Genomic DNA, 26,592 nt, shown 5'->3' on the forward strand with positions numbered 1-26,592 from the left:
AGCGGGCCGGGCCCCGCAGGACCCGGCCCGCTCACCAGCGCTAGTGGCCCGGCCCCAGCGGAATCCCCGGGATCAGGTTGGACGGTGTGGTGTCGCGCAGCTCGTACAGGACGCTGTAGGTGCGTCCCAGCGGCTGCACGATGTTGTTCTCCTCCACCGCCGTCGGCGAGTACACCGCCGTGATGTACCGGACCTGGTGCTCCTCCCTCAGCCACGAGCGCGCCGGCTGGTCCACCGTGCGCATGTCGAGGTAGTACTTCGGGAAGGGCACGCGGTTCAGCACCTGCTCGGCGTTGATCGGCGGCGGCGGGCCCACGGTGAACCTCCGGATGTACCCGGTGTTCTCGTCGAGCGCCGTGAACGTCCCCTTGTAGAAGCTGGCGCCCATGGCCAGGTAGCGGGGCCCGAGGATCTGGCGCAGCCAGGTCCCCTGCCGCTTGAACGTGTGCGGCGGGAACTCACCCAGATACCCGACATGGGCGTTGTGGGCGGAGAGCAGCGTCTTGCTCTTCATGTGGCGGTACCACCACACGGTGTTCAGCGCCATGGCCTCGTCGCGCGGTCCGGAGAAGTCCTCGGCGGCGTGCGTCTTGGCGATCCAGAACGCGACGTTCGCCTGCTGCTCGGCCCATTCGGCGGCCTTCCGGGGAGCCCCCCGGCGCAGGCTCTCGACGATCCGCAGGGCCTGCCACGCCTGCCGCTGCACGCGCTCGCGCTCGCGCATGGGCTTGGCGTCGTACCGCCGCTCCCAGGTGTTGAGGTCGGTGGTGGGGATCAGCCCGTCGTACAGGGCCTTGAGCTTCGGGATGAGGTCGGCGCGGCCGCGCTCGCGGACGTACCGGAAGATCTCCTGGAAGATCACGATGTTGGTGAAGTAGACGTCGTCGCCCATGAACTGCAGGGGACGCTTCGGGTTCCCGGTGTTGTAATGGCGCATCCACCTGATGAGGCGCAGATAGTCCTCGTTGGCGAACAGGCGGTAGTTCTGCTGGAACTCCTGCCGCATGATCGCGGCCGGGTCGCCCTTGCCGTACAGGACGTAGTCGTTCAGCCGGAGCCCGGTGCCCCAGTTCAGTTCCAGCATGAACGTCGTGAATCCCTTTTCCTTGACCAGGTATTCGAAGACGCGTTGCTTGAAGCTGAAGAACTGGTGGGTCCCGTGGGTGGCCTCACCCAGCCCGACCACGGGGGTGTCGCCGATCATCCGTCCGAGTGCGCGCAGGTCGCGCGTGCCGTCGTCCGGCTCGGTGGTCAGCAGGGGATGGGCGCCCCGGTCGAGCGCGCGCACCACCGCCCGCTCGTTGCCGGGGACGGGCTGCTGGGCGTGCGCGGCCGCCGGCGTGAACGAGCACACGCCGAGCGCCAGTGCGGTGACGAATGCCGGGAGTTTACCGGCACGAATCATTAACATATCTGCCGACCTCGCAAAAGGTGGATCGTGTCGACGTGAAAGGACGCGGGCCCCACAGATGCGCGGCCTGTGCTGATCTTTCCATTCGTGATCTCTGGTCATCGCCCGGGAAAGGTAAACCTTGCATCGGGGTCGGTCGAAGGGGACGTCTCTCACTTAGAGTGACAACATGATGACTCTAAGGACATATGGACGTGCCGGGTGTCTCGCCTCCGCCGCCTTGGCGCTCGCCGTCTCGATGAACACCGCCGGTGGTGCGGTGGCGTCCGTCCAGCCGTTGGACGAGGCCGGGGGCGGCAAGTCGGGGAAGGCTCTCCAGGCCGTCCTGGACGAGGCCGTACGGCAAGGCGCTCCGGGTGCGCTCGCCCAATCACGCACGCCGCACCGGGTCCTGAACCTCTCCAGCGGGGTCGCCGACCTCACGACCCGGCGCCCGCCGAGGGCGTACATGAAGTTCCGGGCCGGCAGCATCACCAAGATCTTCGTGGCGACGGTGGTCCTGCAACTCGTCGCCGAGCGGCGGCTGCGCCTGGGTGACACCGTCGACCAGGTGATCCCCGGTGTCGTCGAGGGCAACGGGTACCAGGGCGACAAGATCACGATGCGGATGCTGCTGAACCACACCAGCGGGATCGCCGACTACACCAACAATCCCCGCATCGAGGAGATCGCCGTCACCGACCCGCGGCACGACTTCACCCTGCGGGAGCTGGCGGAGGCGGGCCTGGAGTATCCGCCCGACTTCCCGCCCGGCACCTCGTGGCGCTACTCCGACACCAACTACGTGCTGCTCGGCATGGTCATCCAGCGCGTCACCGGCCGGACGTACGTCCACGAGATCAACAAGCGGCTGATCCGGCCGCTGCGCCTGCGCGGCACCTACTTCCCGGGCACGAACCCGCGGATCCGCGGCCCGCACCTGCACGGGTACACGCCGGTGGCGGACGACCCGGCGGAGCTGAAGGACACCACCGACGTCAACACCACGTTCGCGCGCGCCACGGGTGACCTGATCTCCACCGTCGGCGACCTCGACCGGTTCGACGCCGCCCTGCTCGGCGGACGGCTCCTGCCCGGACGGCTTCTGCGGGCGATGCTGCGTCCCGTCCCCGGCTCGCAGCCCTACCCCGGCAGCGACATGTTCCGCTACGGGCTCGGGGCGGTGATCGCCACACCGCCGTGCGGCGTGAAGGCGTACGGCAACGGCGGGACCCTGGACGGCTGGGAGACCTGGACGGGCAGCACGAAGGGCGGCCGGCACTCGATGTCGTTCGTCTTCACCACCGACGCCGTCAACCAGGTCAGGCTCACCGAGCAGGCGGTGACCGCCGAGTACTGCACCGGCTCCAAGAAGGGGAGCCGCACGAAGAACGCGGATCACCGGCCGTAGCCACCGCCGCCGGGCGTCTCGATGACGAAGACGTCCCCGGCGCCGACGGTGAGCGAGTCGCGGCCCTCCATCGGCGTCACGGAGCCGTCGGCGCGCTGGACCCACTGCCGTCCCAGCGCGCCCGGCCCGCCGCCCGCCATCCCGTACGGCGGGACGCGCCGGTGGCTGCACAGCGTGGTCACCGTCATCGGTTCGAGGAAGCGGATGCGCCGCCGGCCGCCGTCGCCTCCGCGCCACCGTCCCGCTCCGCCGCTCCCGCGCCGGATCTCGAAGTCCTCCAGCAGGACGGGGTAGCGCCACTCCAGCACCTCGGGGTCGGTGAGCCGGGAGTTGGTCATGTGGGTCTGGACGACGTCGGCGCCGTCGAAGCCGTCCCCGGCGCCGGATCCGCTCGCCACCGTCTCGTAGTACTGGTGGCGCTCGTTGCCGAAGGTGACGTTGTTCATCGTGCCGGAGCCCTCGGCCATCACTCCCAGCGCGGCGTACAGGGCGCCGGTCACGGCCTGGGACGTCTCGACGTTGCCCGCCGCCACGGCCGCCGGGTAGCGCGGCGCGAGCATCGAGCCCGGCGGGATCGTGACGTGCAGCGGCGTGAGGCACCCGGAGTTCAGCGGGATGTCCTCGGCCACCAGCGTGCGGAACACGTACAGGACCGCGGCCATCGCCACCGACGACGGCGCGTTGGCGTTACCGGCAGACTGGGGCGAGGTGCCGGTGAAGTCGATCTCCGCCGTGCGGGCGCGGCGGTCGACCCGCACCGCGACTTCGATCACGGAGCCGTCGTCCAGCTCGTAGGCGCAGGAGCCGTCCCGCAGCGCGGTGATCACCTGGCGGACCGCCTCCTCGGCGTTGTCCTGGACGTGGCGCATGTAGGCGTGCACGACGTCCAGGCCGAAGTGGCGGACCATGTCGCGCAGCTCGACGACGCCCTTCTCGTTGGCGGCGATCTGGGCGCGCAGGTCGGCGACGTTGTCGAGCGGGTTGCGGGACGGGTAGGGCGCCGAGGTCAGCAGCTCCACCGTCTCCTCCTCCCGCAGCCGGCCGCCCTCGACCAGCGGCCAGTTGTCGATCAGCACGCCCTCCTCCTCCACCCGCGCGCTGAAGGCCGGCATCGACCCCGGCGTGATGCCGCCGATCTCGGCGTGGTGGCCGCGGGACGCGACGAAGAAGGAGATCTCGGCGGCTCCGTCACCGGCCGCCCCGGACGCGACGTCCTGGAGGAAGACCGGGGTGACGACGGTGACGTCCGGCAGGTGGGTGCCCCCGTGGTAGGGGTCGTTGAGCACGTAGACCTCGCCCGGCCGCATGCCCCCGGAGGCGCGGCGGCGCCGGACGAGCTCCTTGATGGACGCCCCCATCGAGCCGAGGTGGACGGGGATGTGCGGTGCGTTGGCGATGAGCCCGCCGGACGCGTCGAAGATCGCGCAGGAGAAGTCCAGCCGTTCCTTGATGTTGACCGAGTGCGCGGTGCCGCGCAGCCGGACGCCCATCTGCTCGGCGATCGACATGAACAGGTTGTTGAAGATCTCCAGCATGACGGGGTCGGCCCCGGTGCCGACGGCGCGCCCGCCGGACCGGGCCGCCACCCGGTCCAGGAGCAGGTGGCCGAGGTCGTTCACGGCCGCCCGCCAGCCCGGGTCGACGACGGTCGTGGCGTTGGCCTCCACGATGATCGCCGGGCCGGGGACGGCGTCGCCGGGCCGCAGCCCCTCCCGCCGGTACAGGTCGACGTCGCGCCATGCGCCGTCGACGTGCATCGGGACGCGCGCGGCCTCGGCCGGGCCTTCGCCGACGCCCGCGACAGGCGTCTCGGCAGCCCTGTCGTCGCTGCTCACCGCTTCGACCGACACGGCCTCCACGACGATCTGCTTGTCCCGCATGAGGAAGGAGAAGCGGCGCCGGTAGGCCTCCTCGAACTCGGCGACCATCGCCTCCACGGGCCCGGCGCGCACCAGGAGGGCGGTGTCGGTGCCCGCGTAGCGCAGGTGGGCGCGGCGCACGACGTGCCTGGCGTCCATCCCCTCGTCCCGCAGCTCGCCGCGCGCGTCGTCCCCCAGCCTTCCCAAGGTCGCGTCCAGCTCGGGCAGCAGGTCCTCGCTCAGCGGCGCCTCCACCGCGCACTCCCGCATGGCCGTGACGTCGGCCAGTCCCATCCCGTACGCCGACAGCACTCCCGCCAGCGGGTGGACGAGCACCTGCCGCATGCCGAGCGCGTCGGCGACCGCGCAGGCGTGCTGCCCGCCCGCCCCGCCGAAGGTGGCGAGGACGTACCCGGTGACGTCGTAGCCGCGCTGGACGGAGATCTTCTTGATCGCGTTGGCCATGTTCGCCACCGCGATGCGCAGGAACCCGGCGGCGACGTCCTCGGGCGGGCGGCCGTCGCCGATCTCGCCGGCCAGGGCGGCGAAGCGGTCCCGGACGACCGCGGCGTCCAGGGCCCGGTCGCCGTCCGGGCCGAAGACGTGCGGGAAGTGGTCGGGGCGGATCCGTCCGAGCATCACGTTGGCGTCGGTGACGGTGAGCGGGCCGCCGCGCCGGTAGCAGGCGGGCCCGGGGTCGGCGCCGGCGGAGTCGGGGCCGACCCGGTACCGGCCGCCGTCGAAGCGCAGCACCGAGCCGCCGCCGGCCGCGACCGTGTGGATGCTCAGCATCGGCGCCCGCATCCGCACCCCCGCCACCTGCGTCTCGTACTGGCGCTCGAACTCGCCCGCGTAGTGCGAGACGTCGGTGGAGGTGCCGCCCATGTCGAAGCCGATGACCCGGTGGAAGCCCGCCGCCGCCGACGTCCGCGCCATGCCGACGATGCCGCCCGCCGGGCCGGACAGGATCGAGTCCTTGCCGCGGAAGCCGTGCGCCTCGGTGAGGCCGCCGCTGGACTGCATGAACATGATCGGGGCGCCGTCCAACTCTCCCGCGACCCTGTCCACGTACCGGCGCAGGATGGGCGAGAGGTAGGCGTCGACGACGGTGGTGTCGCCGCGCGAGACCAGCCGCATCAGCGGGCTCGTCGCGTGCGACTCCGAGACCTGGGGGAAGCCGATCCGGCGCGCGATCCTCCCGATCGCGATCTCGTGGACGGGGTGCCGGTAGGCGTGCATCGACACGACCGCCACCGAGCGGAACCCGTCGTCGTAGGCCGCGCGCAGCTCGCGCTCGACCGCGCCCTCGTCCAGCGGGACCAGCACCCGCCCGTGCGCGTCGATCCGCTCCCTCGCCTCGATCACCCGCGCGTAGAGCGTCTCGGGCAGCACGATCTCCCGGGCGAAGATGCGCGGCCGGTTCTGGTAGGCGATCCGCAGCGCGTCCCGGAAGCCCTCGGTGACGACCAGGACGGTCGGTTCGCCCGTGCGTTCGAGCAGGGCGTTCGTCGCCACCGTCGTGCCGAGCCGCACGCCCGCGATCAGTTCCGCCGGGATGCGGGCGCCGGGCGCGACCCCGAGGAGGCGCCTGATCCCGGCGACGGCCGCGTCCCGGTAGCGCGCCCTGTCCTCGGAGAGGAGCTTGTCGGTGACGAGCGTGCCGTCCGGCCGCCGGCCGACCACGTCGGTGAACGTGCCGCCGCGATCGATCCAGAACTCCCAGCGCGCCGCCATGGCGACCTCCGAAACCGCTTCTACCTGGGCCGTTTCCGTTCGATGAGGATGGAAACACCCTCGCGGTAGAGGATGGAAACACCCTCGCGGTAGAGGAGGGAGGCGGCCGATGGGCGATCAGAACGAGATGCGCTCCGTCTTTGTCGGCTACGACGGGTCCCCCGCCGCCGAGCAGGCGCTCCAGTGGGGGGCGGCGGAGGCGCGGCTCCGCGGCCTCGCCCTCACCGTCTGCCACGTGTGGCACTGGCCCTATCCGATGCGTCCGCCGGACAAGGACACCCTGGAGATCCTGCGGAGCGAGGGCGCGATCGTGGCAGACGAGGGCGTCCGCAAGGCCCGCGCCTTCGCCGGCGACCTCGAGGTCCGGTGGTGCCTGGAGCAGGGGTCGGCGGCGGCCGCGTTCCTGAAGGCGTCCCGCGGCGCCGTCGTGGTCGTGCTCGGCTCGCGCGGCCACGGCGGGTTCGAGGGGCTCCCGGTGGGCTCCACCGCGGTCCAGGTCGCGTCCCACGCCTCCTGCCCGGTCGTCGTCGTGCGGTCGCCCACGCGGCTGGACGGCGGGCGGATCGTGGTCGGCGTGGACGGCTCGCCGGCGGGCGACGCGGCCCTCGGCTTCGCCGTCGAGGAGGCCGCGCTGCACCACGACCCGGTGACGGCGGTGTGCGGCTGGTGGGATCCGGCCGCGCTGCCCGGACCGGACCGGGTCCCCTTCATCGACACGCAGGCCGTCAGGCACGAGGCGATCGCGCGCTTCGAGCGGGCCGTCGCGCCGTGGCGGACCGAGCGGCCCGAGGTGCTGATCGAGACCAAGTTCATCCTGGACGCGCCGCGGCGGGCCCTGGTGAGCGCCTCCCACGGCGCCGCCCTGCTGGTCGTCGGCGTCCGGGGGATCGGGTCGCTGCCCCAGATGCTCCTGGGGCCGGTGCCCCAGGTCGCGCTGCACGAGGCCCGCTGCCCGGTGGCGGTGGTGCCCGCGCCCGAACCCGGGAGGTGACGATGCTGGACTTCGACGACCGCGCCGACGCCGGACGGCGGCTGGCCGAGCGGCTGGAGGGCCTGCGCGGCCAGGACGCCGTCGTGCTGGGCCTGCCGCGCGGCGGGGTGCCCGTCGCGTTCGAGGTCGCCCGGGAGCTGCGCGCCCCGCTGGACGTGATCGTGGTCCGCAAGCTGGGCGTGCCGTTCCAGCCCGAGCTGGCCATGGGCGCCATCGGCGAGGGCGGCGTGCTGATCGTCAACGACGAGATCATCCGGCACACGGGCGTCGGCGAGGCCGACGTGGTCGACGCGCAACGGCGCGAGCAGGCCGAACTCGACGTCCGCGTCGAGCGCTTCCGCCGCGGCCGTCCGCGTGTCGAGGTGAGCGGCCGCACGGCCGTCATCGTGGACGACGGCGTCGCCACCGGCGCCACCGCGCGGGCCGCCTGCGAGGTCGCCCGCGCCCAGGGCGCCCGGCGCGTCGTCCTGGCGGTCCCCGTCGGCTCGCCCGACACCATCGCCGCCCTGCGCCGCATCGCCGACGACGTGGTGTGCCTGATGGAACCGGAACTCTTCTTCGCCGTCGGGCAGTGGTACCGGGAGTTCGGCCAGACGTCCGACGGCGAGGTCGTCGAGCTTCTGGAACGCGCCGCGACGCCGCCGGCGAGCGCCCGGCACGATGCCGACCCGGCCGCACCGCCCGACCCCGGCACTCCACCCGACCCGGCCCATCCCGGCGGGGCCACCAACCCCGGCGGATCGGCCGATCCCGGCAGGATCGCCAACCTGGGCGGGGGCGCTCATCCGGCGGGGGCCACGAACCCGTCCGAGGCGTCCGGTCCGGCCGCGGACGACCCGCCGGCGGTCGACGAGGAGGTGTGGATCGACGGCGGGTTCGTGGAGCTCACCGGGCATCTCACCGTGCCCGCGCGGGCCACCGGGGTGGTGGCGTTCGCGCACGGCAGCGGGAGCAGCCGGCACAGCCCGCGCAACCGGCTGGTCGCCGCCGGGCTCAACCGGGCGGGCCTCGGCACGCTGCTGTTCGATCTGCTGACCACCGGGGAGGAACTCGACCGCGGCAACGTGTTCGACATCGGGATGCTCGCCGCGCGGCTCGTCGCCGCCACCGGGTGGCTCCGCGACCGGCCGGAGACTGCCGGCGCGCGCATCGGCTACTTCGGGGCGAGCACCGGCGCGGCGGCGGCGCTCTGGGCCGCCGCCGAGCCCGGCGCCGACATCGCCGCCGTCGTGTCCCGCGGCGGGCGTCCCGACCTGGCCGAGCGCCGCCTCGGCGACGTCCGCGCCCCCACCCTGCTCATCGTGGGGGGCGCGGACCGGCAGGTGCTGGGCCTCAACCAGCTGGCACAGGAGCGGATGCGCTGCCCGACCCAGCTGACCGTCGTGCCGGGCGCCACCCACCTGTTCGAGGAGCCGGGCGCTCTTCAGGCCGTGACCGACCACGCCAGGGACTGGTTCCTCACCCACCTGCGCTGACGGCCACGGCCTGTGAACTCAGACGGCCTGTGAGCTCACAGGCCCGCGCTCACATGACGGCCCGGGGCGCCGCCGCGGGGCCGGCCGCGGGACGTGCGGCGGGACGTGCTGCGGCGGGTTCCGGCCCGCCGGCCGGCCGGAAGAGACCGCGCAGCTCCTCGGGCAGCTTCCACAGCGCCTGGTCCACGCCCCCGGGAGCCATCTTGGCGGACACGACCCCGGTGACGATCGCCGCCGTCTTGGGCACGTCGTCGCGTCCGATGCGCGCCTGCTCGGCGAAGTGGACGGTGACCTCGCGCAGGTCGTACTTGCGGGGCACGTGACCTGGGCTCCACCCGTCGTAGTACACCCCGCGCAGCAGTTCGGGCAGCTGCGCGGCCAGATTCGCGGCGGCCTCGACGGTCAGCCGGTCGCGCAGCGTGTGCATCCAGGCCCGGAGCGCCCGGTAGGCGAACCGGCGGTCCTCGGTGCCGAACGCCGCGGCCACATCGGCGATCCACCGGTTGGTGGTGTCGATGCTCCGATCCAGCCCATGTATCCCTGTGAACGTCATCGCAACGGCTCCAGAGCGGTCTCGGCGAACACGGACGATTCCAGCCTGCCGCCGCCCGAGCGCGCGGCGGCAGGGACGAAGGTCCCCAGGTCGGGAGCGTTTCCGCAGGTCCGGGCGGCTGCGAGGGTCAGCGGTGCGCCCGCAGGAAGGCGATCAGCTCGTCCGCGGGCCAGGTGTTGACGATCTCGCCCGGGGCGAGCCAGCCGCGCTGCGCGGTGCCGATCCCGTAGCGCAGGTGCGCCAGGTGCGGGACGGCGTGGGCGTCGGTGTCGACGGCGAACCTGACGCCGTGGCGGCGGGCGCGGCGGATGTGCTCGGCGGGCAGGTCGAGCCGGTCGGGGGACGAGTCGATCTCCAGGACGGTCCCGGTGCGCGCGCAGGCGGCGAACACCTCGTCCCAGTCGGCCTCGACCGGAGGGCGCCGGCCGATCTGCCGGGCGGTGGGATGGCCGAGGACGTCGACGTAGGGGTTCTCGCAGGCGCGCACCAGCCGCCGGGTCATCAGCTCGCTCGGCTGGTCGAAGTGGGAGTGGACCGAGGCGACGCACACGTCGAACCCGGCCAGGAAGCCGCCCGGCCAGTCCACGCCGCCGTCGGGGTCGATGTTGAGCTCGGTGCCGTGCAGCACCCGCATGCCGCCGCACCGGCCGTCCAGCGCGCGGACCTGCTCGCGCTGGGCCAGCGTCTTCTCGTCGGTCATCCGCTGCATGGCCAGGCCCGGCGCGTGGTCGGTGACGGCGTAGTAGGAGTACCCGCGCACCGCGGCGGCGGCGACCATGTCGGGCAGGCTCGCCAGGCCGTCCGACAGGTCGGTGTGGGTGTGCAGGTCGCCCCGGACGTCGGCCTCGGTGACCAGGTCGGGCAGTTCCCCGCGCAGCGCCGCCTCGATCTCCCCGCTGTCCTCGCGCAGCGGCGGCGGGATCCACGGCAGCCCGAGCCTGGCGTACACCTCGTCCTCCGCCGCCGACACGATCTTGGCCCCGGTCTCGACGTCGAACAGCCCGTACTCCGACAGCTTGAGCCCCGCGTGGACGGCGATCTCCCGGGTGCGGATGTTGTGCGCCCGGGACCCGGTGAAGTACTGCAGGGCGGCGCCCCAGTCCTCGGGCGGCACCACCCGCAGGTCCACCTGGAGGCCGGAGCCGGTGCGGATCGAGGTCTTGGTGTCCCCGGCCGCGATGACCTGCTCGACCAGCGGCAGCTCCACGAAGGCCTTCATCAGCGCCGCCGGCCGGTCGGACGTGGCCAGCACGTCGATGTCCCCGACCGTGTCCCTCATGCGCCGCAGGGACCCGGCGAACGCGCAGCTCTCACAGCCGGCGACCGCGGACAGGTCGGCCACGATGGTCTCGGCCAGTTCCATCGCCGTCCCGAGCGGGACGCGCCGCCCCGCCTTGTGCAGGATCTCGATCCCGTGCCGCAGGTTCTCCTCGGTCTTGGCGCCGAACCCGGCCAGGCCGTGCAGGCTGCCGGTGTCGAGGGCCCGTGCCAGCGCCTCCACCGAGTCGATCCCGCGCTCGTGGTAGAGGACCATCGCCTTCTTCGGGCCGAGCGTCGGGATCAGCGTCAGCTGCCGGACGCCCACCGGGATCCGCGCCCGCAGCTCCTCCAGCTCGTGGATGCTCCCGGTGGTCAGGTACTCCTCGATCTTCGCCGCGATCGACCTGCCCACGTTCGGGATGCCGCGCAGGCCCGCGTCGTCCAGGCCCACGAGGTCGGCGGGGTCGCCCGCCACCGAGCGGGCCGCCTTCTGGTAGACGCGCACCTTGAACGCCTCCCCGCCGGTGATCGCCAGCAGGTCGGCGTACTCGTCCAGCAGGGCCCCCACCTCGTCGTTGACGCGCATGACACCCGTCCCCTCACAATCCCGCCGGGCCGCGGCGCTTCAGCCGTGCCGGCGCTTCGGGCATAACGGCGCTTCAGGCATAACGGCACAGGGCTCCGATGCCCTGCGCGGGAAGGTCCGGAGCCCCGGGCTCCAGGACGCGCACCTCCGCTCCGGTGAGCACGGCGGCGCGGACGGCGACGTCCACCAGCCGCCCGTGCTCCACCGGGTCCGCGCCCGTCTCGGCGAGGGACGTCCGCCGGTCGGACACCTGCGTCGGCGCGGGGCCGAACCAGGCCGTCCTCCGGTCGGCGGGGTCGTCGGCGACCAGCAGCGTGTCGACCCGGCCGCGGGCCAGCGCCCGCAGGGTGGCGGCCGCGCCCTCCACCGCCAGGCCGGACGGGCCCCGCCCCTCGTCCAGCCGCTCCAGCAGCCCGCGGGTCTCCTCGTCCGCCCACCGGCTCACCTGCTCCCGGACCTGCGTCTGGCGGCGCCGCCGCGCGCCGTCCCGGTTCCGTCCTCCGGAGACGTGGCCGACGGTCACCTCATGGCGGACGCCGTCGGGAAGGTGCTTGGTCAGGTACTGCATGGCGCGCACGTCGCCGCCGAGGAGCAGCACGTGCGCCCCGGTCGCGGCGAGGTCGTCCGCCAGGGCGTGCGCGACCCGGGTCGCGTTGTGCTCCCAGGAGTCCTCGGCGCGGTGCTGGTGGCGCGACTGGGACCAGCCGCCCGGCGCGTTGCGCACGATCTCGTCGTCGGGGCCGTCGATCGTCCTCGTGGTCGCGGTCCGCGTCCCGCCTCGGCACGTCTCGATGTCGGCGCCCTTGCGGTCGACGAGGGTGAGCACGTACGGCGGGCGTTCCTGGAGCCACGCCAGCAGCGGCAGGAGGCGCGGCACGGGGCCGTGGACGGCGAGGTCGGGCTGCCGGGCGTCCGGCATCTCCACCACCGTGGGCTCGGGGTCGCCGTCGAACGCGAACGCGGCCAGCGCCCCCGATCCCGGCTCCGCCCTCGCGACCAGCCGGTCCAGCGCGTCCACGACGGCGCCGCCGGCTCCCTGCGCGCGGAGCCGCCTGCCCATCCGTTCCCAGCGCAGCGCGGCGTCCTCCTCCCCGGGAGGGGCGGTCAGGTTGAAGTAGACCGATGTCACCGGCCCTCCGGAGCAGAGCCGACGCAGGGTCTCGGTGGCGATCATCTCGTCCGGCCTCATGCCAACAGCCTGTACAGCGGGCCGCCGTCCGATTAGGGACGAAGGTCCGAAGGTCGCCGGACCTTCGTGAGTCCGCCCGTAACGGACCGCGGCGCGCGCCGCCTTCGCCCGCGCCGGGCCGTGCACCACACTGAGCGGGAGTCCAGGTGTCCAGGGGGAGGATCCGCGTGGCTCACGACCGCTCAGAAGCCGGCCGCCACTGGCTGTTCGGGGACCAGCTGGGCCCGCACTTCCTGCGGCCGGACGCGGAGATCGTCATGATCGAGTCGCGGGCGGTGTTCCGGCGGCGCCGCTTCCACCGCGCCAAGGCCCACCTGATGCTGTCCGCGATGCGGCACCGCGCGGCCGAACTCGGCGACCGCGTCCGCTACGTCCGGGCCGAGACCTACCGCGACGGCCTGGAGCAGGCCGTCGGCGACGCGCCCGTGACCGTCCACCACCCCACGTCCCACGCGGCCCTCGGCTTCGTGCGGGGCCTCCGGCAGGTGGAGGTGCTGCCGCCGCGCGGCTTCCTCGTCCAGCCGGACGCGTTCGCCCGCTGGGCGGAGTCCGCCGGCGGCGGGCAACTGCGGATGGAGAGCTTCTACCGGCAGGTGCGCCAGGACCACGACCTGCTGATGGACGGCGACCAGCCCGCCGGCGGGCGGTGGAACCTCGACAAGGACAACCGCGAGCCCCCGCCCAAGGGCGAGGCGACGCTGCCGGTGCCCGCCCCTTACCGGCCGCGCGAAGACGAGATCGACGAGGAGGTGCGGGCCGATCTGGACCGCTGGGAGCGGAGCGGGGACGTCGCGTTCGTCGGCCGGGACGGCCCCAGGCTGTTCCCGGCGGGGCGCGCCGAGGCCCGGCGCGCCCTCCGCGCCTTCGTGGAGAAGCGCCTCCCCACGTTCGGCCGGTGGGAGGACGCGATCCTGGCCGAGGACTGGGCCATGAGCCACAGCCTGCTGTCGGCGTCGCTCAACCTCGGTCTGCTCGACCCGGCCGAGTGCGTCGAGGCCGCCGAGGACGCCTACCGGGCGGGCGACGCGCCGCTCAACTCCGTCGAGGGCTACATCCGGCAGGTCGCCGGGTGGCGCGAGTACATGTGGCACCTCTACTGGCACTTCGGCCCCCGCTACCGCGAGTCCAACGCGTTGGGGCACGACGCGCCGCTGCCCGGCTGGTTCGCGGGCCTGGACGCCGACGCCGTCCAGGCCCGCTGCCTGTCGACGACCCTGGCGCAGGTCCGCGACCGGGGCTGGGTGCACCACATCCCCCGGCTGATGATCCTGGGCAACCACGCCCTCCAGCGCGGCTGGGACCCTGCGGCGGTGACCGACTGGTTCCACCGCTGCTTCGTGGACGGATACGACTGGGTGATGCTCACCAACGTGATCGGCATGTCCCAGTACGCCGACGGCGGCCGCATCACCACCAAGCCGTACGCCTCGGGCGGCGCCTACATCAACACCATGAGCGACCTGTGCGGCCCCTGCGCCTACCGGCCCACCGAGCGCACGGGGGAGCGGGCCTGCCCCTACACCGCCGGGTACTGGGAGTTCGTCCACCGCCATCGCGAGCGGCTCTCCCACAACTACCGCACCGCCCGCGCCGTCAAGCAGCTGGAGCGCCTCAGCGACCTGGACGAGGTGCTCGGCGACGCCCGGAGCCGCGACCCCGACGCCGCGCCCTGACCGGTCAGGTTCCGCCGCCGGCGCCGGGCTCCTGGAGGCGGCCCTCCCGCAGGTGCAGGATCCGGTCGGCGGTTCCGGGCGGCGGCGGTGTGTGGGTGATGAGCAGGACGCCCGTCCCGGACGTGTCACCGAGGACGTCGGCGAGGAGGTCGCGGCCGGTCGCGGGGTCGAGGTGGGCGGTGGGCTCGTCCAGGACCAGCAGCCGCGCGCCGGACAGGAAGGCGCGGGCCAGCGCGATCCGCCGGCGCTGGCCGCCGGACACGCGGACGCCGTGCTCGCCCACGTGGGTGTCCAGCCCGCCGGGGAGGCCGGAGATCCAGTCCCAGACGCGGGCGCGGCGCAGCGCGTCGACGATCTCGGGTTCGGCGGCGTCCGGCCTGGCGAGGGCGACGTTGGCGCGGATCGTGGCGCCGAACAGATGGGCGTGCTGGTCGACCAGGCAGATCGCGCGCCGGACGTCGTCCTGCGCGTAGTCGCGCAGGTCGTGGCCGTCGAGGATGACGGCGCCCTCGTCGGGGTCGCGGAACCGGACGAGCAGGTGCGCCAGGGTGCTCTTGCCCGCGCCGCTCGGGCCGAGCAGCGCGACCCGCTCGCCGGGACGCAGATCGAGGTCGACGCCGTCCAGCACCCAGGGCGAGCCGGCGGCGTAGCGGGCGCGCACGCCGCGGAGCCGGAGCAGGTCGCCGCGCGGCGCGGGCAGCGGGCGGGGCGGGTCGGCGGCGGGCGCCGGAGGGGCGGTCAGCGCGCCGAGGCGGGCGGCGGCGCCGCGGGCGGTGAGCAGGTCGCGCGCCGCGTCCGGCAGCGGCCGGACGGCCTCGAACGCCGCCGTGGCCGCCAGCGCGAGGGCGGCGAGCAGGACGCCGGACAGCGCGCCCCGGTGGACCGCGTCCAGCCCCGCGACCAGGACGGCGAGCGTCGTGGCGGCGGTGAGCAGGGTGACCGAGGCCGAGGTGAACCCGGCGGTGCGGGCGTCGCGGCGCGCGATCCGGGCGAGCGCGGCGTCGGCGGCGCCGATCCGGCGGAGCTGCCCGTCCACCTCCCCGAACGCGACATGATCGGGCGCGCCGTGCAACAACTCCACGGTCTCGGCGCCCCGCACCGCGCGGGCCTCGGTCCGCCGGGACGCGGAGCCGCGCGTGAGCGCGACGGCGGCGGCGGGCAGGACGAGCACGGCCGGCAGCAGCCCCAGCGCCAGCCAGAGCCCGGCGGCGGGCAGCATCCACGCGGCGGCGGCGGCCGTCCCGGCGCCCACGGTCAGCGCGACGAGCGGCGGGCCGAACCCGCGCAGGTACAGGTGCTGGACGGCTTCGACGTCGGCGACGAACCCGCTGAGCAGGTCCCCCGACCGGGCATCCGGCAGCCCGGCCGGGACGAGCGGCTCCAGCCGCCGGAACCACCGAACCCGCAACTCCCGCAGCAGCCGCAGGCTCACGTCGTGGGAGATCACGCGCTCGGCGTAGCGGAACGCGGCCCGCGACAGGCTGAACGCCCGCACCGCCGTGATCGCCAGGGCCAGCGCGACGACCTGCGGCCGGAGCGCGGCGCGCGAGATAAGGTAGCCGGACGTCCCCATCAGCGCGACACCCGACCCGAAGGCGAGCACGCCGCAGAGCGCGGCCCCGGCGAACCGGTGCGCGACGGGCCGCGCGGCCCTGACCAGCTCCCCCAGCGCCCCCACCCTCACGCGAACCCCCGCGCGAGGTTTCGACCGGTCGCTTGGCCCGAGGTCGCGGCGGGTCGTGGGGCGTGCCGGGCGGTCGGCGTGCGCCCGATCATGTGAGGGCTCCCGCGCGGGGTCGGGCCGGGTCGGTCACTTGGTCTGAGGTCGCGGCGGGTCGTGGGGCGTGCCGGGCGGTCGGCGTGCGCCCGATCATGTGAGGGCTCCCGCGCGGGAGCCGGTCAGATCGATCACCTGGTCCGCGCTGGCGGCGAGGCGCGGGTCGTGCGTGGCGACGACGAGCGTCCGGTCGCCGAGGGTCAGCAGGGCGCCGGTCACCCGCCGGGCGGTGGTCTCGTCGAGGTGGGCGGTGGGCTCGTCCAGCAGGAGGAGCGGGGCGGGGCGGGCGAGGGCCCGTGCCAGGGCGACGCGCCTCACCTCCCCGGCGGAGAGCCCGTCGCCCGCCTCGCCCACCGTGCGGTGCACCAGCGAACCGGCGCAGGCGAGTTCGGCCGCGGCGACCGGGCTCAGCCCGCCGGGCTCGGCCGGGGCGATGGCCTCCAGCACGGGACCGGGGCGCAGCCGCGGGCGCTGCGGCAGCCAGGCGACCAGGCGCCGCCACTCGTCCGGGTCGAACGCGGCGAGGTCCGTGCCGTCCACGGTGATGAGCCCGGACGACGGCTCGGCGAAGCGCATGAGCAGCGCCAGCAGGGTGCTCTTGCCCGCGCCGCTGTCCCCGACGAGCGCGGTGAGCTCCCCGGGGCGGATCTCCAGCGACGTCACGGTCAGCACGGGCGGGCCGTCGTAGGCGGCGGTGACGTCCGCCAGCCGGACGGTCCCGAACGCGGCCGGACGCGGGCGCGCCGGGGCCGGCACGGCCGGAGGCAGCGCGAGCAGCGCGGACAGCCTTCGCGACGCGGTCAGCCCGTCGGCGCCCGCGTGGAACTCGGCCGCGAGCCCGCGCAGCGGCCCGTACAGCTCCGGCGCGAGGACGAGGACCGCGAGGCCCGCCTCCAGGCCGATGCCGCCGGTCGTCAGCCGCAGCCCGATGCCCACCGCGACCAGGGCCGTTCCGAGGGTGGCGGCCAGCTCAAGGACGAACGCCGACAGGAAGGCCGTGCGCAGGACGCGCATCGTCTCCCGCCGGTAGCGGTCGCCGGTCGCGGCGATGGCGGCCGCCTGGGCGCGGCCCCGGCGATGGGCGCGCAGGGTCGTCAGCCCGGTCACCACGTCCAGGAAATGCCCGCTCATCACGGCGAGGGCCCTCCACCGCTCCCGGGTCCGCGCGCTGGTCGTCCGGCCGATCAGCGCCCCGAACAGCGGGACGAGCGGCAGCGTCCCGGCCATGACCAGCGCCGACGGGACGTCCCGGAAGGCGACCCACGCGAGGATCGCGGGCGGTGCGAGTGCGGCGGTCGCCAGCTGCGGTAGGAACCGGGCGACGTAGGTCTCCAGCGCCTCGACGCCGTCGGTGGTGACGGTCACCGCCTCGCCGGTCGGCACGCTCCCCGGGCGCGCCCGCACGATCCGGCGCAGCACCCGCCCGCGCAGCTCGGCGACCATCCGGGACGCGGCCGTGCGGGCGCCGGTCTCCGACGTCCAGCCGAGCGCGGCGCGTGCCGCGCCCACCCCCGCGAAGCCGAGCAGCGCGGGCACGACGTCCCGCACGTCGCGGCCCCCGAGGAAACCCGCGACGACGATGTGGGAGAACAGCACGGCCTGCGCGACGGTGAGCGCCGCCGAGCACGCGGCGGCCGCTCCCGCCGCCGCCAGGAACCGGCGGACGCCGGGGACGTCCCGTGGCAGCCAGGGATCGAGCGCCCGCATCGGCGGCCTACTCCCCGTCCCCGGCGGCCGCGCCCCCCGGGGACGACCCGGGCCGCTTCGCCGTGATCATGTGCAGCGGGGTCGGCGGGCGCGCGAAGTCCTCCCGTGAGAGCCGCGCCCGGAACACCCACAGCGCCCAGACCTGGTAGACGAGCACCACGGGCACGAACACGGCGGCGATGATCGTCATCGCCACCAGCGAGTAGTGGTTGGACGCGGTGCCGTAGACCGTCAGGCTGGGCGACCCGGCCGTGGACGACACCATGACCCGCGGGTACAGCCGGGCGAACAGCGCGGCGACCAGCAGCACGGTCGCGGCGGACGTCCCGGCGAACGCGGCCAGCGGACGCTTCAGCAGGGCCAGCGGCCCGGACGCGGCGGCCGCCGGCAGGCTCAGCCCCAGCAGCACGTACACCGGTGTGGGATAGGGCGCCGACGACGACGCCTGCACGGCCGTCCACACCGTGAACACGATCAGCAGCACCGCCGCGACGGGGTAGAGCGCCAGCGCGAAGCCGCGCGCCCGCTCCTCCAGGCCGTCCCGGGTGCGGACGGCGAGGAACAGCGCGCCGTGCAGCGCGAACGCCGCCACGAGCGTGAACCCGGCGAGCACCGAGTAGCCACTGAACAGCACCCCCTGCCCGCCGGTGACGTCGCCGCGCGGGTCCAGCGGCACCCCGCGCGTGATCGTGGCGAACACGACGCCGAGCAGGAACGGGATGGCCGCGCTGGAGATCGGCATCGCGACGTCCCAGCGGCGGCGCCAGGACGCGGAGTCGTGCTTGTTGCGGTACTCGATGGCGACGCCGCGCACGATGAGCGCCAGCAGGATCCCGAAGAACACCAGGTAGAAGCCGGAGAACATGCTCGCGTACCAGCCGGGGAACGCGGCGAAGGTCGCGCCGCCCGCCACGATGATCCAGACCTCGTAGCTGTCCCACACGGGCAGGATCGTGGCGAGCAGCGCGTGCCGCTCCGGGTCGTCGCGGCCGAGGAACGGGTAGAGCATCCCGACGCCGAAGTCGAAGCCGTCCAGGAGGAAGAACCCCGTCCAGAGGATCGCGATCAGCGCGAACCACAGCGTCTGGAGGTCGAAGTGCCCTGCGGTCTCCATGGCGGTGCGCCTCCGATGGCAGGTCAGTGGAGCATGGGCGGCAGCGCGTCCTCGCGGGTCACCTCGGGGGCGGGGCGTTCCGGGCCGGCGCGGACCGCCCGGACCATCAGCCAGCCCATGATCGCGGCGAGTACCCCGTAGACGGCCGCGAAGCCGGCCAGCGTGGTGATCACGTGGCCGGTCCCGACCGTCGGGGAGATCGCGTCGTTCGTCCTCAGCAGCCCGTGCACGATCCACGGCTGGCGTCCCATCTCGGTGACCAGCCAGCCGGCCGTGTTGGCGAGGAACGGCAGCGCGAGGAACGCGTAGGCCGTCCACGCGAGCCGGCGGGACGATGCCCAGCCGCGTCGGTGAATGGTCCACAGCCACGCGGCGCTGTAGAGCAGCACGAGGAACCCGACGGTGATCATCAAGCGCCACGACCAGTAGACGCTGCCGATGATCGGCGTGTAGTCGCCGGGGCCGTACCGCCCCTCGTACTCGCGCTGGATGTCGTTGATCCCGCGGATCTCCCCGTTCCAGTTGTTCGTGGACAGCACCGACAGTCCGTGCGGGATGGCGATGTCGACGTTGTTGCGCTCCGGGTGCTTCTCCCAGGGACCGATGGCCAGCAGGGACAGCGGCGCGGGCGCCTGCGTCTCGTAGAGCGCCTCGGCCGCGGCCATCTTCATCGGCTGGTACCTGACCAGGAGCTGCGCCTGGAAGTGCCCCACGCCGATCACCACGACCGACGCGACCGCCGTCACCCAGAGCGCCCCGTGCGCGGCGGCGCGGAACAGCCTCACGTCCGGATCGTCCGGTCCGGTGCCCTCCCGCCGGGCCCTGCGGAGCCGGTAGGCGGCCACGGCGACGACCAGGAGCCCGGCCGTCACCAGCGAGGCGGCGATCGTGTGGAAGAAGTGGGTGATCTGCAGGGGCTGGAGCAGGACGTCGCCGAGCGACGTCATCTCGGCGCGCCCGCCCTTCATCGCGTAGCCGACCGGATGCTGCATCCAGCTGTTCGCCGCCAGGATGAAGTAGGCGGACGACGAGGTGCCCGCCACGACGAGCCAGATCATCGCGAGGTGCGCGCGCGGGGGCAGCCGGTCCCAGCCGAACAGCCACAGCCCGATGAAGGTGGACTCCAGGAAGAACGCCACCAGGCCCTCGATCGCGAGCGGCGCCCCGAACACCGATCCGACGAACCGGGAGTAGACCGACCAGTTCATGCCGAACTGGAACTCCTGCACGATCCCGGTGACGACCCCCAGCGCGAAGTTGATCAGGAAGAGCTTCCCGAAGAACCGCGTCATCCGCAGGTAGTGCTCCTTGCCGGTGCGGTGCCAGGCGGTCTGCATCCCGGCGACGAACCAGGCCAGGCCGATGGTGAGCGGCACGAACAGGAAGTGGTACACGATGGTGACCGCGAACTGCCACCGGTCCAGGACCGCCGTCGTCCCCACCGCGCTCCCTTCCCGTCGTCGGAGGTCTCGGCGGCAGGGCACCGTCGCGGGCCGCCGCCACCGGGCAGGTTCCCGGCCGTCCGGCTGACGAAAGACAGCCCGCGGTCAATCGTTGATCAAGTCGCGGGCCCGGCTCCGAAGAAGGCCACCTACAAGGTCAGGGCCCGCCGCTAGGAACGACACCGCGAGCGGAGGCGCCCCGAAGGCCCGTCCTTCGGGGGCGCCTCCGCGCCGTCCACACCCTGTGGACGGATGAACCGCTTCTCCCGGGAAAATGCGAGGGAACCCCCCGGTCGTCGCCGCGCTAGGTTGGACCGACTGGTCCAGAGCGCGGAGGTGGGGGCGTGGGGAAGAAGCTGACGGCGAAGGGCGCGGCGACCCGGAACCGGATCATCGAGGGCGCCGCCGAGGTGATGCGGGACAGGGGAGTGGCCTTCGCGACCCTCGAAGACGTCATGACGCGCACCCGGGCCAGCAAGAGCCAGCTGTTCCACTACTTCCCCGCCGGCAAGGACGAGCTGCTGCTCGCCGTCGCGCGGTACGAGGCCGGCCAGGTCCTGGAGGACCAGCAGCCCTACCTGGGGCGCCTGGACTCGTGGGAGGCCTGGCGGCAGTGGCGTGACGTGGTGGTCGATCGCTACGAGACGCAGGGCGACCGGTGCCCGCTCGGCTCGCTGTTCCTCCAGGTCGGCCGGGCCACACCCGGAGCGCGCGCCATCGTGGTCGAGTTGATGGACCGGTGGCAGGCGAGCCTGTCCGCCGGGATCCGCTCCCTGCAGGCGGCCGGGCACCTGCCCGCGGGCGTCGACGCCGACCAGCGGGCGGCCGCGCTGCTGGCGGGCATCCAGGGCGGCGTGGCGATCCTCCAGTCGACCGGCCGGTCCTGCCACCTGCGGGCCGCGCTCGACCAGGCGATCGACGACCTGCGCCGGCTCGCGCCCGGCTGATTGGACTTGCGGGTCCATTTTTTCCCTTGCAGAGTGGCGGTGCCGCTCGGGCTCGGGCGGCACCGGGCGTACCGAGGGGAGCGCGTGATGAGCGGACGGCTGCAGGGCAGGCGGGCGCTGGTGACCGGATCGACCAGCAACATCGGGCGGGCGATCGCCGAGGCGTTCGCCGCCGAGGGCGCGCACGTGGTCGTGTCCGGCCGCAGCGCCGAGCGGGGCCGGGAGGTCGTGGACGGCATCCGCGCGCAGGGCGGCCGCGCCGACTTCGTCCAGGCGGACCTGGACGGCAGCGCCGAGGCCTCCCGGGCCCTGGCGCGGGACGCGGCGTCGGTCCTCGGCGGTGGCATCGACGTCCTGGTCAACAACGCGGGCATCTACCCCGCCGACGCCACGGCGGCCACCGACGAGAAGACCTTCGACCGGGTCTACGCGGTCAACGTGAAGGCGCCGTTCTTCCTGACCGCCGCGGTCGCCCCCGCCATGGCCGAGGCCGGCGACGGCGCGATCATCAACCTGGGGTCGTGGATCGCGCGCCTGGGCGTCCCCGCGGGCGCGCTCTACAGTTCCACCAAGGGCGCGATGGAGACGCTCACGCGGGCGTGGGCCGCGGAGTTCGGCCCGCACGGCGTCCGCGTGAACGCGATCTCTCCCGGTGTGATCCTCGAACCCGCGCCGGGAGAGCCGCACCCGGGCGAGGCCATGATGGCCGGCACCCCGGCCGGAGGCATGGGCAGGCCGGGGGCCATCGCGCACGCCGCCGTCTACCTGGCCGCCGAGGAGGCCGCCTTCGTCCACGGCATCACCCTGGACGTGGACGGCGGCCGCACCACGACGGCCGTCATCGCCGCCTGACCCGCGCCCCGGCGCGTGCCTCACGGCGCGATGGCGAGCTCCTTGGAGTTGGGACGGGACGGGTGGCTGCGGCCCAGCGGCCCCGCGGCCATCGCCCGGACGAGCGTGTCGGTCACCCGCATGGTGAACGCGCGGCCCGCCTCGTCGACCCCGTGGCCGCAGGCCCGTCCCCGCATCGCGCACACCCAGCGCATGGTGCCGGTGGCGAACACCCCCGCCCCGCTGCGGGTGGTGTAGTAGGACGCGTGCGCGACGGCCGTGCCGGTCCCGCAGCTGATCGGGGAGCGTCCGACGATCTCCAGTGTCGGCGGTGTCGGGCCGCCGGGGGCGATCGCGTCGGCCTCCGGGCCGACCATCCCGGGGAACCGGGTCCCCGCGCGCACGCCGGTGCCGCGGAACAGCCAGAAATCGGGCCGGTAGACGGTGAACGCGCCTTCCGCCGGAAAGCACATGTACTGGATGCCGATGATGTCGCTCTCCGGCCGCGGCTTCGGCGGCAGCCGCCAGTCCTGCGTCGACTCGGCCGGATCCGTCCGGGCGACGGGATCGGCGGAGGAGTCCTTGTAGCAGACCACCAGCCGGTCGGCGCCCAGCGGCGTGGCCTCGAACCGGATGTGCCGGTTCACCGCGTTGGCGCCGAGGAAGGCGATGTTGACGCCGTGGTCGCGGGCCTCCGTCGCGCGCTGCCGCATGGCCGACGACCAGTACTCGTCGTGCCCCAGGGTGAGCAGTCCGCGCGCCTTGCTCAGCAGAGCGGGGTCGCTGTGCAGGTCGTTGTCGGTCGCGTACGCCAGCGGCACGCCCGCCTTCTCGGCCAGGGCGATCGCGGGCTGCTCGTAGGTCAGGAACTTGCCCGCGCCCGTCTTGTCGTACGGACGGTCGAAGCTGACCGCGTAGGACCGGTCGTCGTAGCCGGACGGCCCCTCGTACAGGTCGTGGCCGCCCCACATGTTGTACGCCTGCCAGGTGGTGGTCGCGTTCAGCACCACGACCCGGCCGGCGGTGTCCGGCGAGCGGACGGTCACCGGCACGTACCGCTGCGCGCCCGACACGGCGGTCAGCCTGACCAGGTAGCTGCCCGCCGGCCAGCCGGAGGTGGCGACGGTCAGCGACGGCCGCCACGGCGCCGACACGGTGCGCGTCTTCCGGTCGATCCGGGCCGCCGCCTGCCGGACGCCGGCGACCTGGCCCGACCGCCACACGCGCCGCGCGTTCGCGCCTCCGTACCAGCCCATCCGGAACGCCTCGGCGCTGAACCCGGACGTCGTGGTCGAGACGAACAGCCGGAACGACTGGCCCGGCAGCACGCTCACGCGGTCGGCGTACCCCTCGATCTCGTGCTCGGCGCCCTTGCGGCGGACCTGCCAGTCAGCCGTGCCCGGCCTGGCGTTCTCGGGCGTCTCCGCGACCGCCGCGCCCGCGTTGGCCGGCCGCTCGCCGCCGGACGGGCGGCGCGACGTCGAACACGCGCCGGCCAGGACGAGCGCCGAGACCAACGCCAGCGCGACCGGAACCCGGAGCACGCGCGCGAACACACCCTCGCTTGAGGGAATCCCCTTTTCCACGGCGGACCCGCCCTCCCCCTGAATCCCTGTGGGCAACCCGTCCACCGCCACGTACCGGAGATCGTCTTCCCGCCCCGCGACCGCATAACCACCGGTCCGGACCGAGGTCAACGGACCGCATCTGGTTCGGGAGAGTTCATGCCATTATGTCGGCGCGCTCGGCCCCCTACCCGCGACGACCCGCCGGTCGTCGGCGCCGGTCGCCCGTTCTACCCTCGTGTTCCTGACCCCCACGCGCGTGGCCGGCTCGTGCGGCGGTGAGAGAGTGGGGAGCGGTGGAAGCGCAAGGCTTGACGATGGTGGGCCGGGACGGCGAGCGGGAGCTGCTGTCCGCGTTCGTCACGGCGGACACCGGCCGGGCGCTCGTCCTGCGGGGGGAGGCCGGGGTCGGCAAGAGCGCCCTGCTCGACCACGCGGCGAGCGTCGCGGCGTCCCACCGGTACGAGGTGATCCGCGCCGCCGGGGTCGAGGCGGAGGCCGAACTGCCCTTCGCCGGCCTGCACCAGCTCGTCCACCCGCTGCTGACCCACCTGCCCGGGCTGGACGAGGGGTACCGCGCCGTCTTCGACGTCGTCTTCGGGCGGCGCGAGGGGAAGGCGCCGTCGGTCATGTCGCTCGGCATCGCCGTCCTCGACCTGCTGTCCCTGGCGGCCGCGAGGAATCCGCCGCTGCTGCTGATCGACGACGGCCAGTGGATGGACGCCGCCAGCGCCGACGTGTGCGGTTTCGTCGGGCGCCGTCTCGCGGGCGTCCCGGTCAAGATGCTGATCGCCGTACGGGCCGACAGCCCTTCGAGGTTCGACACGGCCGCGCTCCCCGAAACGGCGGTGGCGGCCCTCCCGGACGAGGCCGCCAGGCGGCTCCTGGAACTGCGCTACCCCGACCTCGATGCGAACGCCCGCCGCGTCGTCCTGGAGCACGCCCAGGGCAACCCGCTGGCCCTCCTGGAACTGCCGCCCTACCTGGACGACGAGCGCGCCGGGTACGCGGCCGGAGAACTCCTCGACATCCCCCTTTCGCGTCGGCTCCAGCACCTCTACGGCACGCGGATCGAGCGTCTCGACCCGTCCGAGCGTGCGGAACTTCTGAAGGGCGCCCTGGACGGCGTCGGGGCGGGCACCGCCGCCGTCCAGGGCGCGCGGTACCGCATGCGCCACGTGGACCGGGCGGCCGCGTCCGGTCTCCTCGACGTCGATCCCGCCGCCGGCGCCGTCGTCTTCCGCCACCCGCTGATCCGCTCCGCCGTCGTCCAGTCCGCGACGCCCGGCCTGCGGCGGGCGGCGCACGCGGAACTCGCGGCCCTGCACCGCGGCGACGTCGAACGCCGCGCGCACCACCTCGCGGCGTCGGCGGTCGACCCCGACGAGGAGACGGCCGCCGCGCTGGAGGCCGCCGCGGACTCGGCGACCCGGCGCGGGCACGCGACGGCGGCCGTGACCTGGCTGACCCGCGCCGCCGAGTTGAGCGAGGACCCCGCCGCGCGGTCCAGAAGGCTCGGCGACGCGGCCTTCATCGCCGGGCACTCCGCGCTCCTGGACCGGGCCCAGGCGATCGTCCGCTCCGTCCCGCCGCCGGACGGGTCCGAACCGCCGTCCACGGCCGTCACCGCCGGATACGTCGCCCTCCACGAGGACGGGGACGTCCGTTCCTCGCACCTCCGGGTCGCCGCCGCGATCGAGAGACTCGCGGGACGGGACGCGCGGGAGTCCGGAGAGGCGCTCGACCGGCTCATGATCCTTCTGCTGGCCATCGGACAGTACGCCGGGGACGGCGCCACGTGGACACGCACGAGGCGACTCCTGCGCTCCCTCGCGGACCGCGTCGACCCGAGGGCCGCGATCTACCACGACGCCTGGAGCGACGTCGTCCGTCACGGCGCCGGCCTGCGCGAACGCGTCGAGCGCGCCTTCGCGGACCCGTCCGGCCTGGAGCCGTGGGACGTCTCGCGCCTGGCCATCGCCGCCTCCCAGGTCGACGCGTTGAGCCGGTTCCGTCCCTACTTGCGGCGAGCAGCCGACCGGGAGGTGAAGACCGGTGCCGTGGCCAACGGCATGACCGTGCTGCAACTGCTCATGCTCGACCAGATGGCGGCCGGCGAGTGGGACGACGCCGAGCGGACCGGCCGCCGCGCGCTGGAGCTCACCACGTCCCACGGATACGCGCTGCTCGCCCACCAGAGCCGCGCCCACCTCGGCCTCCTCGCCGCGATGCGCGGCGACCTGGACGGCGCCCGGGAGGCGCAGGCCATCGTGGACGCCTGGGCCCGTCCGCGCGGAGTGGGTTTCCTGACCCAGATCGCCGATGCCATCGGCACCGCCGCGGCCCTCGGCGAGGGGGACTACGAAGGCGCCTACCTGCACGCCATCGGCATCACCGCGCCGGGCTCGTTCGAGGACTGCGCGCACCAGGCGTCCCGGACGCTGCTCGACCTCGTGGAGGCGGCGGTGCAGACCGGCCGCCTGGAGCAGGCCCGCCTGCACGCCGTGGCCGCACGCGACGCGCGCCTGCCCGACATCTCCCCGCGCCTCGCCCTGGTGACGTACGGGGCGCTGGCGATGACCGCGTCCGGCGAGAAGGAGGCGGACGACATGTACGCGCGGGCCGAGTCCCACCCCGAGGCCTCGGGTTTCCCGTTCGAGCTGGCCCGCGTCCGCCTCGCCCGCGGCGTCCGGTTGAGGCACACCCAGGGGCCGAAGGCGGCATGGCCCGTCCTCACCGGTGCCGCCGAGTCCTTCGAACGGCTCGGAGCCTCGGGCTGGGCCGGGCGCGCCCGCGCCGAACTCCGGGCGTGCGGGGCGCCCGCCCGCGCCTCGCTCCCGTCCCTGACGGCCCTGACCTGGCAGGAACGCCGCATCGCCGAGCTCGCCGCCACCGGACTGACGAACAAGGAGATCGGGGAGCGGACGCACCTGTCCCCGCGCACCGTCAGCTCCCACCTCTACCGCGTCTTCCCGAAACTGGGCATCACCTCACGGGCCGCTCTGCGCGACGCCCTGGCCAGGGCCCGGGACACCTGATCCGCAACGACTGACATCGGGTCCCACCGTCAAATGACGGATGTGGCCGC

At 73.9% G+C, this 26,592-nt stretch carries 17 protein-coding genes; 7 read left to right on the plus strand and 10 right to left on the minus strand.

The window, feature by feature from the left end; genetic code table 11:
- Positions 1-40 precede the first annotated feature (40 nt).
- Positions 41-1,411 carry an erythromycin esterase family protein gene (locus tag BJY14_RS23490; RefSeq protein ID WP_179845603.1) on the minus strand — a complete coding sequence of 457 codons (1,371 nt, stop codon included), beginning with the start codon at positions 1,409-1,411 and terminating at the stop codon, positions 41-43.
- A 169-nt stretch (positions 1,412-1,580) separates the two neighbouring features.
- Between BJY14_RS23490 and BJY14_RS23495 the strand changes: the two genes are divergently transcribed.
- Positions 1,581-2,801 carry a serine hydrolase domain-containing protein gene (locus BJY14_RS23495; RefSeq protein WP_246396059.1) on the plus strand — a complete coding sequence of 407 codons (1,221 nt, stop codon included), beginning with the start codon at positions 1,581-1,583 and terminating at the stop codon, positions 2,799-2,801.
- On the opposite strand, the gene BJY14_RS23500 is transcribed toward BJY14_RS23495, so the two are convergent.
- Positions 2,789-6,394 carry a hydantoinase B/oxoprolinase family protein gene (locus tag BJY14_RS23500; RefSeq protein WP_179845604.1) on the minus strand — a complete coding sequence of 1,202 codons (3,606 nt, stop codon included), beginning with the start codon at positions 6,392-6,394 and terminating at the stop codon, positions 2,789-2,791. The two genes, BJY14_RS23495 and BJY14_RS23500, sit on opposite strands and share 13 nt — an antisense overlap.
- Before the next feature lie 109 nt (positions 6,395-6,503).
- Between BJY14_RS23500 and BJY14_RS23505 the strand changes: the two genes are divergently transcribed.
- Together BJY14_RS23505 and BJY14_RS45490 are read left to right on the plus strand one after the other, a co-directional pair.
- Positions 6,504-7,385 carry a universal stress protein gene (locus BJY14_RS23505; protein ID WP_179845605.1) on the plus strand — a complete coding sequence of 294 codons (882 nt, stop codon included), beginning with the start codon at positions 6,504-6,506 and terminating at the stop codon, positions 7,383-7,385.
- Positions 7,386-7,387: 2 nt separating this feature from the next.
- Positions 7,388-8,860, plus strand: a complete 1,473-nt coding sequence (locus BJY14_RS45490) for a phosphoribosyltransferase (RefSeq protein WP_179845606.1) — start codon at positions 7,388-7,390, stop codon at positions 8,858-8,860.
- Between the two features lie 49 nt (positions 8,861-8,909).
- Here the strand turns inward: BJY14_RS45490 and BJY14_RS23515 are convergent, their stop codons facing one another.
- The 3 genes from BJY14_RS23515 to BJY14_RS23525 form a co-directional block, all read right to left on the minus strand.
- Positions 8,910-9,413 (minus strand): DUF2267 domain-containing protein, encoded by a 504-nt coding sequence (locus tag BJY14_RS23515; RefSeq protein WP_179845607.1) that lies wholly within the window; start codon positions 9,411-9,413, stop codon positions 8,910-8,912.
- A gap of 127 nt (positions 9,414-9,540) precedes the next feature.
- A complete protein-coding gene (gene polX / locus BJY14_RS23520; protein ID WP_179845608.1) occupies positions 9,541-11,259 on the minus strand; it encodes a DNA polymerase/3'-5' exonuclease PolX in 1,719 nt (572 codons plus the stop codon).
- Positions 11,260-11,332: 73 nt separating this feature from the next.
- Positions 11,333-12,448: a baeRF2 domain-containing protein gene (locus BJY14_RS23525; RefSeq protein WP_179845609.1), complete on the minus strand. Its 1,116-nt coding sequence runs from the start codon at positions 12,446-12,448 to the stop codon at positions 11,333-11,335.
- A 167-nt stretch (positions 12,449-12,615) separates the two neighbouring features.
- Here BJY14_RS23525 and BJY14_RS23530 point away from each other — a divergent pair, with 167 nt between their 5' ends.
- Entirely contained in the window at positions 12,616-14,121 is a 1,506-nt protein-coding gene (locus tag BJY14_RS23530) for a cryptochrome/photolyase family protein (RefSeq protein WP_179845610.1), read from the plus strand.
- Between the two features lie 4 nt (positions 14,122-14,125).
- Here BJY14_RS23530 and cydC read toward each other — a convergent pair whose 3' ends face one another.
- From cydC to BJY14_RS23550, 4 genes are all read right to left on the minus strand, one after another.
- Positions 14,126-15,805, minus strand: coding sequence for a thiol reductant ABC exporter subunit CydC (cydC, locus tag BJY14_RS23535; RefSeq protein WP_179845611.1), 1,680 nt, complete (start codon positions 15,803-15,805; stop codon positions 14,126-14,128).
- Positions 15,806-15,991: 186 nt separating this feature from the next.
- Entirely contained in the window at positions 15,992-17,605 is a 1,614-nt protein-coding gene (gene cydD / locus BJY14_RS23540) for a thiol reductant ABC exporter subunit CydD (protein ID WP_179845612.1), read from the minus strand.
- 7 nt (positions 17,606-17,612) lie between these two features.
- Positions 17,613-18,719, minus strand: a complete 1,107-nt coding sequence (gene cydB / locus BJY14_RS23545; RefSeq protein WP_179845613.1) for a cytochrome d ubiquinol oxidase subunit II — start codon at positions 18,717-18,719, stop codon at positions 17,613-17,615.
- A gap of 23 nt (positions 18,720-18,742) precedes the next feature.
- The gene (locus BJY14_RS23550; protein ID WP_179845614.1) at positions 18,743-20,161 is read right to left on the minus strand and encodes a cytochrome ubiquinol oxidase subunit I; all 1,419 of its coding nucleotides are present in this window, start codon (positions 20,159-20,161) and stop codon (positions 18,743-18,745) included.
- A gap of 344 nt (positions 20,162-20,505) precedes the next feature.
- On the opposite strand from BJY14_RS23550, the gene BJY14_RS23555 reads away from it, so the two are divergent.
- A complete protein-coding gene (locus BJY14_RS23555; protein WP_179845615.1) occupies positions 20,506-21,108 on the plus strand; it encodes a TetR/AcrR family transcriptional regulator in 603 nt (200 codons plus the stop codon).
- Between the two features lie 87 nt (positions 21,109-21,195).
- Positions 21,196-21,960 (plus strand): SDR family NAD(P)-dependent oxidoreductase, encoded by a 765-nt coding sequence (locus BJY14_RS23560; protein ID WP_179845616.1) that lies wholly within the window; start codon positions 21,196-21,198, stop codon positions 21,958-21,960.
- A gap of 20 nt (positions 21,961-21,980) precedes the next feature.
- Here the strand turns inward: BJY14_RS23560 and BJY14_RS23565 are convergent, their stop codons facing one another.
- Positions 21,981-23,483, minus strand: coding sequence for a N,N-dimethylformamidase beta subunit family domain-containing protein (locus BJY14_RS23565; RefSeq protein ID WP_179845617.1), 1,503 nt, complete (start codon positions 23,481-23,483; stop codon positions 21,981-21,983).
- Positions 23,484-23,821: 338 nt separating this feature from the next.
- On the opposite strand from BJY14_RS23565, the gene BJY14_RS23570 reads away from it, so the two are divergent.
- Positions 23,822-26,542 (plus strand): helix-turn-helix transcriptional regulator, encoded by a 2,721-nt coding sequence (locus BJY14_RS23570; RefSeq protein ID WP_179849578.1) that lies wholly within the window; start codon positions 23,822-23,824, stop codon positions 26,540-26,542.
- Positions 26,543-26,592: the final 50 nt, after the last annotated feature.

It is taken from the genome of Actinomadura luteofluorescens, from assembly GCF_013409365.1.
Taxonomy (GTDB): Bacteria; Actinomycetota; Actinomycetes; order Streptosporangiales; family Streptosporangiaceae; genus Spirillospora; species Spirillospora luteofluorescens.